An 11,893-nucleotide genomic window follows, 5' to 3' on the forward strand; every position below is an offset into this window, starting at 1 on the left:
CGTAACTAAATGTTAAATAGATGAATTGCAATTGACCCAAATGATAAATACAATTGTCAGCCCAATCATCGTGCTGAAACTTGGTTTGGCCAGCATCTTAGCAGCTCTGGGAGCCTTGTGCTTCGTCGCCGATCATACTTTCGCGTAAGAATTTTTAACACAAACGCTCATCAAATCAGTCTACTGTAACAATTTAGGTGTACTTTTTCCGGTGCATCTGCTGTTTGTTAAGACCTATCTAAAAGATTCGTCAGCGGTTTGTAAAGACCAAAGCTGAGGAAATTTTTGGGTGGGATTCAGTGCTGCTTCAAGGACAATAACCAAAGTACCAAATCCTTTGAGTGCTGAGACGCCGAATCGATAAATCATCAATCAACGTTGGGATAGGACCTTTAGCATGACCAGTAATCTAGCGACTAAATTGCGCGAAGGAACCAAAAAAGCTCATACCGCTGCTGAGAACATGGGCTTTATCAAGTGTTTCCTCAAGGGCGTTGTGGAAAAGGCTTCCTATCGGAAGCTGGCGGCCAACTTTTACTATGTCTACTCTGCCATGGAAGAAGAAATGGAACGCCATCGCGAGCATCCGGTGGTTTCCAAAATCTACTTCCCAGAACTGCACCGCAAGGCCACTCTAGAGCAAGATCTGCACTACTACTTTGGCAACAATTGGCGCGATCAGATTGCCCCTTCTGCGGCTACGAAAGAGTATGTAGCTCGGAGTTCGGTCCAGGGATCGGGTTGGATCTCGGCATTGGCATCGAGGGTGAACAGCATCAGATCGGGTTTGGTAGAGTCGTATTGGGGCCAGGGAGGTAGGCCTGCGCCATTGGGGTTGCCGGACTTGGCAAAATTGGCGAAGTAGGTGTGAAACAGCCGCGCCATTTCCCGATCGTTCTCGGTGACGGCCTCACCATAGCGAGCATCCAGTGTACTAAACAAATAGGGCTGTTCGCTGGCATGTTCGGCACCGAGCTGCTCCGGACGCAGGGATTCCGCCACATAGCCAAACCGATAGAGCCAAGCCGAGTTGCCGGCTGCTGTCACCTGTCGGGCCACGAAGCGGGCCGGTTCATGCATGGTGATATCAACGGCAATGGTCGGAATGCTCACCTCTGGCGGCAGGGTACCATCAGGATTGTAGGCAGCGATGGCCTGTGCTGCCTCTGGCCCAAAGTAGGAAAACGGGTTTTCTAGGGGCGGGAAGGTGACGGGCAGATCGGCGCTAGTGGTGCCAATCAGGACGGGGACGTCTGCCACTTCGCCTCGCTGTAAAATTTCTCCAGGGGTTGTTGTGATCAGGTCGCCGTCGAAGATGGGGCCGCCGGCATAGGTCGGTGGTTTCGACAGTAACGCGCCCATATTCATATCACCATTCACCTGTTCGGCGGGTAGGGCACGCAATGCTACCAATGCCTCGGGTCCGGTGCCAGTAACCCCAACACTTCTGGCAAACTCAAGGCCGCTTTCCTCCGCAGACGGTAATTCTGGAGTGCTTTGACTCAGCTTGCGCAAACCTACCAGATAGGTACGCCCGCCGCCCGACAACACAATCGCTCGGTGAAATAGCCCCTGCGACTGTGGCGAAGTTAGGTGGTGCATTACTGAAATCCCGCCTGCCGATTCCCCCATGATCGTGACTTGGCTTGGATCGCCGCCAAAAGCGGCCACATTGCGCTGCACCCATCGCAGAGCCGCCAACTGATCCAGCAAGCCGTAGTTACCGAGAGGCCCTTCGTTTGCTGCGGTGAGGGCCGGATGAGCAAAGAACCCTAAACGCCCCAAGCGATAGTTGAAGCTAATGACCACCAGTCCCTGCTGGGCAAAGGCACTGCCGTCATACCATTGGGGGACTGATGGCGGACGTGATCCGCACCGAGCTGCGAACCCCCGCCTCGGATGTGGTCAGCCCCGAACTGTATAACCAACTGCTCACCCTGCACGGCACGATCATGATCTTTCTCTGGATCATTCCGGCGGGTGCAGGGCTGGCCAATTACCTGATTCCCCTGATGATTGGGGCACGGGACATGGCCTTTCCCAAAATGAATGCCTTGGCCTTCTGGATGCTGCCGCCAGCCGGGGTGTTACTCGCTCTCAGCATTCTGGTAGATGCGCCCCAAGCCGGATGGACTTCCTATCCACCCCTTAGCCTGATGACGGGCAAAGTCGGTGAAGGCATCTGGATTTTTTCGCTGCTGGTGCTCGGAACTTCCTCGATTCTGGGGGCAATCAATTTCTTTACCACCATCATCAAGATGCGCGTCCCCAGCATGGACCTCAACAGCATGCCGTTGTTCTGCTGGTCGATGCTAGCCACCTCGGCTCTGATTTTGATTGGGACGCCGGTGTTGGCCGGTGCTCTAATTCTGCTGGCCTTTGATTTGCTGGTGGGAACGGCCTTTTTCAACCCTACGGGCGGCGGCGATCCGGTAGTGTATCAGCATATGTTCTGGTTTTATTCCCATCCGGCGGTGTACATCATGATTCTGCCGCTGTTTGGGGCGATTTCCGAAATTATTCCGGTGCATGCCCGCAAGCCGATTTTTGGCTACCTAGCGATTGCCTACTCCAGTCTGGCGATTTCGTTTTTGGGGTCTAATCGTCTGGGCACACCACATGTTCACTAGCGGCACCCCAGCTTGGCTGCGGATGTTCTTTATGATTACCACGATGGTGATTGCCGTACCGACGGGCATCAAGGTATTTAGCTGGTTGGCGACTATGTGGGGCGGCAAAATTGCCCTCAACAGCGCCATGTTATTCGCGATGGGCTTTGTCGGTGAATTTGTGATCGGCGGCATTAGCGGCGTCATGGTGGCCTCTGTACCGTTTGATATTCACGTTCACGACACCTATTTCATCGTGGCGCACCTGCACTATGTCTTGTTTGGCGGCAGTGTGTTTGGCATCTACGCCGCCATATACCACTGGTTTCCCAAAATGACCGGACGGATGATGAGATTCAACAGCATACGGCTCTGGCCTATCAGTATTTGGCCGAGGAAGGCACCTCGGCCTATTTGCAAACCTCTGCTGCCGCTAGTCGTGCCCTGAATCGAGCCATTCGTAATGGCTACAATCGCCTTGTCCATCTTGACCAAATTACCTGCCCAGTGCTGATGCTGGCTGGCGCTGAGGATCGGCACATTACGGCAGCGGCGAGCTTGGAGACCGCCAAGGCACTAGCCAACTGTCAAACGCACTGCTACGAAGGAGTGGCACACCTGTTTCCCTGGGAGATTCCGAATCAGGTACTGCAAGATATTGACGCGTGGATAGCTCAGCATCCAGAGGTGATTACATCTGACCGCTAAAGGCGGGTGAAATCCCACGGGCGGCCTGGGCGTCGAGCGTTTCGTCAAAAATGGTGAGCTGGCTGGGTTTGCAGCGCTTGATCGTCACTTGGATGGCTTTTGCGCCTTCCTGCTCTAAATCTTCGACAAAGCCTGATTGGTCAGACTCTGCTTCACTTGCACTGACATAGGGGCCAAAGTAATATGTACAATTCGGCGATTCCGTGGTGATTTCAATCCACCAAGCCAGACCAAGAAATTCCAGCGTGCTCAACCAAAGTTCATTCATATGCTCTCACCAGTTTGCCGGATGCAATGACATAGAGCTACATGCCGAGGACCTGCCGCCACCCTGATAGGGCCGCCCGCACCATCAATCGTTTTTACACTCTGTTTATACTGTGTTACACATGCTTTTGCAAAGCCTCTTTTGATACGGTTTTGAGATTAAATCGCTGGGATCGCCGTTGTCGAAAAACTTCATAGAGCACCATACCAGCGGCAACAGAGGCGTTCAAGCTTGGAACATGACCTTGTAATGGAATTGAAACCAGAGCATCACAAGCTTTTTGTGTGAGTAGACCCAGCCCTTCACCTTCCGAACCAATCACCAGCGCGATCGCTCCGCTGAACGTTACAGCATCCACGGGTTGATCAGCTTCAGCAACGGTGCCGTAGATCCAAAAACCAGCACTTTTTAATTCTTCCAAGGCTCGCCCTAAGTTGACAACCCTTGCGACTGGAAAAGTTTCTAAAGCTCCGGCAGCCACCTTGGCCACAGTAGAATATGAACTGCTTGCCGCAACCGTTTCTTCATACGTATTGGGCGATTCGGTAACGCAGTTTTCGACGATAATCGGCGTTTATCTTTTCGCGATGGGCGTAGGCTCTTGGCTTTCGCGGTTCATTGAAAGGAATGTCGCTGAAAAGTTTATAGATATTGAGCTGGCGGTTGCCATCATCGGCGGAGCTTCGGCCCCTCTGCTTTTTCTCACCTTCGCTTACGTGTCCTATTTCGGCCTGATCCTTTATTCGATGGTTTTCATCATCGGGACACTTGTCGGATTGGAAATACCGCTGCTCATGCGGATATTGAAAGACGAGCTCGATTTCAAAGAGCTTGTTTCAAAGGTGCTTGCTCTTGACTATGTTGGAGCGCTGCTTGCTGCATTGATGTTCCCGATCTTCTTGGTTCCGAAGCTTGGTCTGAACCGCACGTCATTGCTTTTCGGGATGCTGAATGCTGCGGTCGGCCTTTGGGCGACCTGGCTGCTCGCTCCGCTGATCAAAACGAAAAGATTGACCATACTTCGGGTTAAGGGCTTTGCTGTGATCGTTCTGCTCGGCATCGCATTTATAAAGGCCGAAAGCCTGACAACGCTTGCAGAGGACGGACTGTTTCCCGATCAGATCGTGTATGCGAAAAGTTCGCCTTACCAACGCATCGTGGTTACGCGTGGCAAGCTCGGCCATTCGCTTTTCCTTAACGGCAATCTACAATTCAACTCATTTGATGAATACCGTTATCACGAAGCACTCGTTCATCCGGCATTTGCGGCCCACACCGGCGAACCAAGACGTGTGATTGTTCTCGGCGGCGGCGACGGGCTTGCGTTACGGGAGATACTTAAGTATCCAAGCGTCGAAAGCGTTACGCTGGTCGATCTTGATCCGCTGATGACAGGGCTTTCAAACGCACTTCCGGCTCTAGCTGAATTAAACAAGAATGCTTTTTCTGACCCGCGTGTCTCTGTGATCAATGCCGATGCGTTCGTTTGGCTGGACAATACCGCAATTGAATCTTTTGACGTAGCGATAGTTGATTTTCCGGATCCAAACAATTTCGCTCTCGGCAAGCTTTACACGACGCGTTTTTATAACCTTTTGAAAGCAAAACTAAAGCCACAACCTATTTATGAACGCTGTAGTGACTGATAGTTGCTGATAGCTCAAACGGCTCTATCGCTAATTCATTGAATTGATTAAATCAGATTGGAAGCGGTTTCACTGTCAGCTAATTTGTGGTCTTAAACTCAAACCTTTAAAGAAACTCTTAAATTATTTGGGCGCTCAAGCACTGCTAATTTTCTATTAATGTCGTGTAATGTCGTGCGACAAAAACCATGCGCAATTCTTTTTTGGGTCCAGTTAGAAGCTCTCTACAAGCCGCAAATCGCTGGTTGCTTCGCACTCCTGAGCGAGCGCTGAACGAAGCTTATGAAGCTGCCTTGAGAATCAAAGGACTAGAGGATGCTCACTTTAACGGCAATCGAATCTTGCTGAATTCAGGCAACTACAGCAAAAGCGCTCAAGCTTACTTTCAGGGAGAGTTAAAAAAGTACCTCAATATTATTAAAGTTAGATTGATTGAGTTCAAAGCGAGCCGTTCAATTGTACGACAATCGAACCAATCGGTAACTGAAATTCAACTCGATGAAAGTGCGACCGATTTACGCACAATCAGCGTGATCGATCAGCCCAGTTTAATTTTGAAAAAATTGCGGTTTATCGATGATGTTGTTGCTCGCTATGAGCAGCCGGAACCCAGCTCGGTCATCATTGTTTCGGAGCCAAATGTTGCCAAGGCCAATAGCCCATCTCTCAACCAAGCGAATGGTTTGAACCCTTCTGATGACCTACCTAAACGCGATCTTAAGTCAATTACAGATAAAACCGGTGTGTTACCTCGTTCAATTTTAGAAACCGTTGATCGGATTAAGCGCGACCTCGATCCCCAAGCCGAACAGGAGGTTTTGCAGGATTTTCGGGTCTCCCGATCCAAAACCATCATTTCGATTCGGCTGGTCTTGCTGATGATTATCATCCCCCTGTTGACCCAGCAGATTTCAAAAAATTTCCTGGTAGGCCCCATTGTGGATCGGGTCAGAGAGCAGTCAGAGCAGACGTCGCCATTTTTGAATTACGAACTCGAAGAAGAAGCCCTCGACGAACTCCAGCGATTTGAGCAGCGGCTGCGGTTTGAGATTCTGATTGGCAAAGCCCCGCCGATTGGCGATGAAGCAACGCGGTAGATTTCGTCTACGCCGGCTTCCTGGGCCGCAACCAAAACGGCAGGATTGACCGCTTTATTCGGTCCGGGTGGAGTGGCAATCACAATTCGCGGTACCTGAGCCACTTTTGCCGGAATCGCGTTCATGATTACCGTGCTGGCATAGGCGGCGCGTCCGCCCGGAACATATAAGCCCGCCCGGTCAACTGGGGTATAGCGCTTACCCAGCACCACCTCATCCTGGCCAAACTGGACCCAGCTCTTGGGCACCCGCTGTCGGTGAAACGACTCGACCTGACGGCAGGCAAGCTGGATCGCGTTGAGCAGCTCTTGGGAAACCTGCTGGTAAGCGGCGTCTAGTTCCGAGCCGGAGACGCGCAACTCTTCAGGTTTCAGAGAAACTTGGTCGTATTCTTCGGTGTAGTGCAGTACCGCTCGGTCGCCCTGCCGCTTCACGGCTTGCAGCACTTCTCGAACCGTTGCCTCTTTATGCACAACTTGATCGTCATGAGTGCGATCGCAGATTCGTCGCAGTTCGGTGAGTGCCTCAGCCCGCTGAGTGATGATTCGCAGCATTGCCACAGTGACTTAAAAACGCAAGGTCGGGAAGTAACCCATCAGTACAGGTCTGTTTACTTCAGCCATCTTAGCGGCTGGCGTCAAACCTGTGTCTCTTCTAGCTTAACCTGGATTTTCCAAGGATTTATGTAGAAACGATGGCAGATTGTCTGGCATTTTTGTCAAATCATTCGCTAGAATGGTGGATCGCTGAAAGAAACTCTTCTGACCTCTATCTAGATAGTTACCGTGGCAAATATTAAGTCGGCAATCAAGCGTATCCAGATTGCAGAGCGGAACCGCCTGCACAACAAATCCTATAAGTCCGCCGTGAGAACCCTGATGAAGCGCTACTTAACGGCGGTCGATGCCTATGCGGCAAACCCTACTGCCGAAACAATGGCAGAAGTGCAGCGCACTATGTCTGCGGCCTACAGCAAAATTGACAAAGCTGTGAAGCGCGGCGTGCTGCATCCCAACAACGGTGCCCGCAAAAAATCTCGCCTCGCTAAAGTATTGAAATCGAAGGAAGCGGCGGCTTCATAGCAGGCTTGAGGTGGCAGGACAACTGGTCGTTCGGCTGGAGACGAATGAGGAAGTCATTGGCGCGGTCGTGCTGCTGGCGAAGCAGCCGGGCGTCTTCGGTGAACCGCAGATGCGCCTGGTCGCCGCGGCGGGCAACCAGCTAGCCGCCGCCATCAGCAATGCCGATCTCTATGCGCTGATCCGCGATCAGGCGGAACGCATGTCTCACCTGCTGCGCGCTGAACAGGAAGAAGCCGAAAAGAACACCGCCATCCTGGAAGGTATCGCCGACGGTGTGATCCTGACGGATGCAGCCGGCAAGGTGATCCTGTTCAACCAGGCCGCTGAGCGAATCCTCAATCTGCCGCGCGCCAACGTCATGGGCGAATCGCTGGCGCATCTGAACAGCGTGTACGGCATGGCGCAGCCCTGGGTGCGCCCACTTCAGAATTATCTTCAGCAGCCCGATCGCGCTGCCGATGACGAGCTGATCATCGACCGGATCGACTTTGGGCGTCACGTGATCAGCATGCGCGCCTCCCCTGTCGCCATTGCCGACCAGCCGCTCGGCACAGTCGCCGTGATCCGCGATATCACCCGCGATGTCGAAGTGGATCGCATGAAGAGCGAGTTCATTTCGAACGTGAGCCATGAACTGCGCACACCGATGACGAGCATCAAGGGGTATGCCGACCTGCTGCTGATGGGGGGCGGCGGCGAAGTCTCGGACGCACAGCAGCGCTTCCTGCAAACGATCAAGACCAACGCGGATCGCCTGGCAGAACTGGTGAACGATCTGCTGAATATCTCGCGGATCGACTCCGGCGAGCAGCTTTCACTCGAACCGGTCAACCTGCGCGCGGTGATCATGGACGCGCTGCACACCATCAGCGAACAGCCTGATCTGCTCGCCAAGAAGCTCCATGTGACAACCCAGATCGCGCCCGATCTGCCCACCATCCAGGCAGACCGGCTGAAGCTCGATCAGATCATGATCAACATCATCGACAACGCCTTCAACTACACCAATCCGGGCGGCAGCATCCATGTCGAAGCCGCGCTCAAGCCGGATGATGAGGAACAGGTGCTGATCATGGTGCGCGATACCGGTATCGGCATCCCGGATCACTTCAAGGATCGCGTGTTTGACCGCTTCCAGCGCAACTCACGTGATTACTTATAACACAACTTTAACGTTAACGTCAATTTCTAGTTTGAACTGAGAAGTCGCATGGAAAAAGCAACCTTTGGAGCCGGATGTTTTTGGGGTGTAGAAGACAAATTTCGTCGCGTCAAGGGCGTGATTTCTACCTCGGTTGGCTATATGGGTGGGCATTTCGAACACCCCAGTTATCTTGATGTGCTGTCGCGGATTACTGGCCATGCCGAAGTTGCCCAACTCGAATACGACCCAATCCTCGTCGCCTACGATGAACTGCTTCAAGTGTTTTGGAGCATCCATGATCCCACCAGCTTGAACCGACAGGGCGCAGACCGGGGTGAACAATACCGCTCGGTGATTTTTTATCACACCCCGGAGCAGCGGTTAGTCGCCGAGCGCTCCAAACGCCAGTTAGAGGAATCTGGTCATTACGACAAACCCATTGTTACTCAAATCCAAGCCGCTTCTAACTACTGGTTAGCCGAGGACTATCACCAGCAATACCTAGAGAAAAAGCGGCAAGAGACAAAGCAACACAGCCAATCTGTGGACTAGCCGACTACTTAGATATTGGTGCTCGAAACCAACACCTCGCCTTTCAACATGCGCTGCGCCGCATCCAGCAGCATTTCTTCTAGATAGGGCTTGGTGAAGTAACCCTTAGCACCAAGCTGAACGGCCATCTGACGGTGGCGATCTGCCCCTCTAGAGGTGAGCATGGCAATTGGCAGGTGGTTAAGGTTGGCATCTTTCTGAATCCGCGACAGCAGTTCCAAACCGTCCATTCGCGGCATTTCGATATCACAGAACACCAGATCGCAAGGCAGTCCAGAGCGCAGTTTTTCCCAGGCTTCTTGACCATCGCGAGCCTGCTCGACCCGATACCCTACCTTGCTGAAGGTCATGGACAACAGCTCCCGCACCGTAATCGAGTCATCTACAATCAGCACGGTAGGTTCAGTCTTAGTCGCTGATTCTGCTGGCACTTGAGCTTCGCCCTGATCCCAAAGCGAGCTGCCAGCTTCGCGGCGGATGCGGCCCTGCCAGAGGTCAATGAGTTCCAGCACATCAGCAATCGGCATAATCCGGCCATCACCCAGCACCGTTGCGCCCGCCACACCATGCGGGTGAAGTTGCCGGGGGCTGTGGGTTGGCTGATGAGCCAGTTGCCGTTGTTGGTGAAGTCGGTGGCGAGATTGACGAGCGCGGCATCGGTGATCTGGTGCGTGCCGTTGACGGTGAGGTTGCTGAGGGTGTTGCTGCCGAAGTACTGGAAGACACCGGTGCCGCTGGTGGTGAACCCGCCGCCGGTCATGGTGGCGTTGACCATCTGCACGGGGCTTGCGGCGTCGGTGGAGATGATCTGTGCCGATGGGTTGCCGGTGACGGTGATTCCTCGGAACTGGACAAAGCCGCCGTTGGTCGCGGTGATCGTGCCGTTGTTGATCTTGGGTCGGTCGATGAAGAAGAGGCCCTTGCTCGCGGGTCCACTGGCGTTGGGTGTGTTGTCGGCGACGATCGTGCCGTTGTTCACGAGGTTGGCGTAGATCCGGCCGTAACCGCGGATCGAGTGTCCCGCGGCGTTGGTCAGGACGTCGTTGACGGTGCCGTAGGTGAGGTAGGCGGTGTCGTTGTCGCCGTTGCCGCTCTGGACGCCCTGGAGGCGGATGGTGCCCGTGCCGGAGATGGTGGCGCTGGTGGGGTTGCCGGTGCCGCCGGTAGCGATACGGGTGAAGTTGCCCGGTGCGGTGGGGCTGCTGACGGTCCAGAGGCCGTTGTTGACGACGCCGGCGTCGCGGATGTTGACGATGGCGCCGTCCATGACCATGTGGTTGTTGAGGAGCGTGACGCTTTCGAGCTGGTTGCTGCCGAAATACTGGATACCCGAGTTCGCGCCCGCGCCGTTGAGCGTGCCGCCCGAGGTCAGGCCCACGGCGTTATTGAACTGCACGGGGCTGTTGTCGCTGGAGATGATGATGCCGCTGGAGGTCTGGGTGACCGGGGTGCGGAACTGGAGGAGGCCGCCGCTCGAGGCGGTCATGGTGCCGCTGTTGAACTTCGGGCGATCGATCATGAAGATGCCCTTGCCCGCGACGTCGGCGTTGACGAGCCCGTCGTTGACGAGGGGGGTGTAGATCCGCCCGTAGCCGAGGATCGAGTGCGTGGAGGCGTTGGTGAGGGTCGCGGAGATGACGGCGTAGGTGAGGTAAGCGGTGTCGTTGTCACCATTGCCGCTGATTTCTCCTATCAGCGGCAAGCCAAGCTGCTTCATCTTCCAGGGCAGTTTGGCCGCGGTGGTAATCGGCGCATTCAAGATAGCCAACCGCTCAATCGAGTCGGGATAGCGGAGAGCGTACTGTAACCCTACCGACCCTAGGAATCCCTGCACCACCAGAAACAGGCGCGGAATCTCTAAAGCCTGCAGAAAATCGGCCAATGCTTGCACATAGGCATCCGAGGTGTAGGCAAAGCTACGCTTATCTGGCTTTCCCGAAAACCCAAAGCCAATCCAGTCCGGGGCAATCGAGCGAAACCCTTGTTCGGCCAGGGCGGGCATCACGTTGCGCCAGCCATAGCTTTGGGACGGCAGCCCATGCAGCAGCAGCACTGGTGGTTTTACCGAAGGATTCAACGGCTCCGCTTCCCGATAGAACCACTCCAGTTCATTGATTGTGATCGAATTTTCTTTTATTGCCACAGTTTTATCCAACTTATCAATCAGCAGTGTGATGGTTTGTGCATTTGGGATGAGCTTACTGCTGTTGGGGATCGTTGGACAAGAGAGCAGAAGATTAGGATTCCAGCACAGTTCCTTTGAGGCAGGCGGCCGTTAGATTGGTGCCTTGCAGATTCGCACCGGTCAGCTCGGCACAGAGCAGGTTGGCTCCGGTCAGGTTGGCTCCGGCCAGATTGGCGTCGCGCAGGTCCGATTCCTCCAGGTTGGCTTCGGTCAAGATGGCTCCTTGCAGATCGGCCTGAGCCAAGTTCGCCCCCCGCAGGTTGGTGCCATTCAGGTTCGCGCCCCGCAAATCGGCTCCCCGCAAGTCACAGCCTTGTAGACTGACGCCCATCAAATTCGCACCGCTCAGGAACGCACCTGCTAAGGCGGTTTGCACCAGCCGCGCCTGCATCAGATTGGCACCGCGCAGGTTGGCACCCCGCAGATCCGCTTCGGTCAAATCGGCCTGCATCAGGTTCGCGCCCAGAAGGTTGGCCCGCAGGTCGGCTCCCACCAGCTGACAGCCCAAGAGGCTGGCTCCATCCAGGTTGGCTCCGGTCAACTTGGCTCCGGTCAACTTGGCTCCAGTCAGCTTGGCACCGGCCAGATTAGCCCGATTCAGG

15 protein-coding genes and 1 pseudogene are annotated in these 11,893 nt (G+C 54.2%); 9 read left to right on the forward strand and 7 right to left on the reverse strand.

The window, feature by feature from the left end:
• Positions 1–463: 463 nt before the first annotated feature.
• Positions 464–667 (forward strand): annotated as a pseudogene (locus tag JVX88_RS43710) (biliverdin-producing heme oxygenase); the annotation flags it as partial.
• Between the two features lie 11 nt (positions 668–678).
• Here JVX88_RS43710 and JVX88_RS35845 read toward each other — a convergent pair.
• The gene (locus JVX88_RS35845) at positions 679–1,809 is read right to left on the reverse strand and encodes a carboxylesterase family protein (RefSeq protein ID WP_211623811.1); all 1,131 of its coding nucleotides are present in this window, start codon (positions 1,807–1,809) and stop codon (positions 679–681) included.
• Positions 1,810–1,856: 47 nt separating this feature from the next.
• On the opposite strand from JVX88_RS35845, the gene JVX88_RS35850 reads away from it, so the two are divergent.
• The 3 genes from JVX88_RS35850 to JVX88_RS35855 are packed head-to-tail and all read left to right on the forward strand — an operon-like array spanning position 1,857 to position 3,317.
• A complete protein-coding gene (locus JVX88_RS35850) occupies positions 1,857–2,630 on the forward strand; it encodes a cbb3-type cytochrome c oxidase subunit I (protein ID WP_317134579.1) in 774 nt (257 codons plus the stop codon).
• Entirely contained in the window at positions 2,620–3,057 is a 438-nt protein-coding gene (locus JVX88_RS43715) for a cbb3-type cytochrome c oxidase subunit I (RefSeq protein ID WP_317134580.1), read from the forward strand. The genes JVX88_RS35850 and JVX88_RS43715 overlap by 11 nt, the downstream gene beginning before the upstream one ends.
• On the forward strand, positions 3,024–3,317 hold the full coding sequence (locus tag JVX88_RS35855) for an alpha/beta fold hydrolase (RefSeq protein WP_263975418.1): 294 nt from the start codon (positions 3,024–3,026) through the stop codon (positions 3,315–3,317). The genes JVX88_RS43715 and JVX88_RS35855 overlap by 34 nt, the downstream gene beginning before the upstream one ends.
• On the opposite strand, the gene JVX88_RS35860 is transcribed toward JVX88_RS35855, so the two are convergent.
• Positions 3,301–3,585 carry a DUF1816 domain-containing protein gene (locus JVX88_RS35860; protein WP_211623813.1) on the reverse strand — a complete coding sequence of 95 codons (285 nt, stop codon included), beginning with the start codon at positions 3,583–3,585 and terminating at the stop codon, positions 3,301–3,303. The two genes, JVX88_RS35855 and JVX88_RS35860, sit on opposite strands and share 17 nt — an antisense overlap.
• A 115-nt stretch (positions 3,586–3,700) precedes the next feature.
• Positions 3,701–4,075 carry a 23S rRNA (guanosine(2251)-2'-O)-methyltransferase RlmB gene (locus tag JVX88_RS35865; protein ID WP_211623815.1) on the reverse strand — a complete coding sequence of 125 codons (375 nt, stop codon included), beginning with the start codon at positions 4,073–4,075 and terminating at the stop codon, positions 3,701–3,703.
• Here JVX88_RS35865 and JVX88_RS35870 point away from each other — a divergent pair.
• A complete protein-coding gene (locus tag JVX88_RS35870) occupies positions 4,020–5,231 on the forward strand; it encodes a polyamine aminopropyltransferase (protein WP_263975420.1) in 1,212 nt (403 codons plus the stop codon). The two genes, JVX88_RS35865 and JVX88_RS35870, sit on opposite strands and share 56 nt — an antisense overlap.
• 188 nt (positions 5,232–5,419) lie before the next feature.
• The gene (locus JVX88_RS43720; protein WP_211623819.1) at positions 5,420–6,328 is read left to right on the forward strand and encodes a hypothetical protein; all 909 of its coding nucleotides are present in this window, start codon (positions 5,420–5,422) and stop codon (positions 6,326–6,328) included.
• Here JVX88_RS43720 and JVX88_RS35880 read toward each other — a convergent pair.
• Positions 6,217–6,882: a histidinol dehydrogenase gene (locus JVX88_RS35880; protein ID WP_317134581.1), complete on the reverse strand. Its 666-nt coding sequence runs from the start codon at positions 6,880–6,882 to the stop codon at positions 6,217–6,219. The genes JVX88_RS43720 and JVX88_RS35880 overlap by 112 nt on opposite strands.
• 231 nt (positions 6,883–7,113) lie before the next feature.
• On the opposite strand from JVX88_RS35880, the gene rpsT reads away from it, so the two are divergent.
• From rpsT to msrA, 3 genes are read left to right on the forward strand one after another with little or no spacing between them, the layout of a single operon-like run.
• Positions 7,114–7,410, forward strand: coding sequence for a 30S ribosomal protein S20 (gene rpsT, locus JVX88_RS35885; protein WP_211623821.1), 297 nt, complete (start codon positions 7,114–7,116; stop codon positions 7,408–7,410).
• A gap of 10 nt (positions 7,411–7,420) precedes the next feature.
• Complete coding sequence (locus tag JVX88_RS35890) at positions 7,421–8,572, forward strand: sensor histidine kinase (protein WP_211623823.1); 1,152 nt, start codon at positions 7,421–7,423, stop codon at positions 8,570–8,572.
• A 48-nt stretch (positions 8,573–8,620) separates the two neighbouring features.
• Positions 8,621–9,106 carry a peptide-methionine (S)-S-oxide reductase MsrA gene (gene msrA, locus JVX88_RS35895; protein WP_211623825.1) on the forward strand — a complete coding sequence of 162 codons (486 nt, stop codon included), beginning with the start codon at positions 8,621–8,623 and terminating at the stop codon, positions 9,104–9,106.
• 8 nt (positions 9,107–9,114) lie between these two features.
• On the opposite strand, the gene JVX88_RS35900 is transcribed toward msrA, so the two are convergent.
• The 3 genes from JVX88_RS35900 to JVX88_RS35910 all read right to left on the reverse strand — a co-directional run bounded on the left by JVX88_RS35900 (position 9,115) and on the right by JVX88_RS35910 (position 11,892).
• A complete protein-coding gene (locus JVX88_RS35900) occupies positions 9,115–9,537 on the reverse strand; it encodes a response regulator (protein ID WP_263975421.1) in 423 nt (140 codons plus the stop codon).
• On the reverse strand, positions 9,495–11,261 hold the full coding sequence (locus JVX88_RS43725; protein ID WP_263975422.1) for an alpha/beta fold hydrolase: 1,767 nt from the start codon (positions 11,259–11,261) through the stop codon (positions 9,495–9,497). The genes JVX88_RS35900 and JVX88_RS43725 overlap by 43 nt, the downstream gene beginning before the upstream one ends.
• An 82-nt stretch (positions 11,262–11,343) precedes the next feature.
• A complete protein-coding gene (locus JVX88_RS35910) occupies positions 11,344–11,892 on the reverse strand; it encodes a pentapeptide repeat-containing protein (protein WP_211629057.1) in 549 nt (182 codons plus the stop codon).
• Position 11,893: the final 1 nt, after the last annotated feature.

It is taken from the genome of Leptolyngbya sp. 7M, from assembly GCF_018128485.1.

Bases quoted from the DNA above. Each gene is read 5' to 3' on its own strand.
- JVX88_RS35860 (WP_211623813.1), bottom strand. From the start codon at position 3,585: ATGAATGAACTTTGGTTGAGCACGCTGGAATTTCTTGGTCTGGCTTGG.
- JVX88_RS35850 (WP_317134579.1), top strand. From the start codon at position 1,857: ATGGCGGACGTGATCCGCACCGAGCTGCGAACCCCCGCCTCGGATGTG.
- JVX88_RS35880 (WP_317134581.1), bottom strand. From the start codon at position 6,882: ATGCTGCGAATCATCACTCAGCGGGCTGAGGCACTCACCGAACTGCGA.
- JVX88_RS43715 (WP_317134580.1), top strand. From the start codon at position 2,620: ATGTTCACTAGCGGCACCCCAGCTTGGCTGCGGATGTTCTTTATGATT.
- msrA (WP_211623825.1), top strand. From the start codon at position 8,621: ATGGAAAAAGCAACCTTTGGAGCCGGATGTTTTTGGGGTGTAGAAGAC.
- JVX88_RS43720 (WP_211623819.1), top strand. From the start codon at position 5,420: ATGCGCAATTCTTTTTTGGGTCCAGTTAGAAGCTCTCTACAAGCCGCA.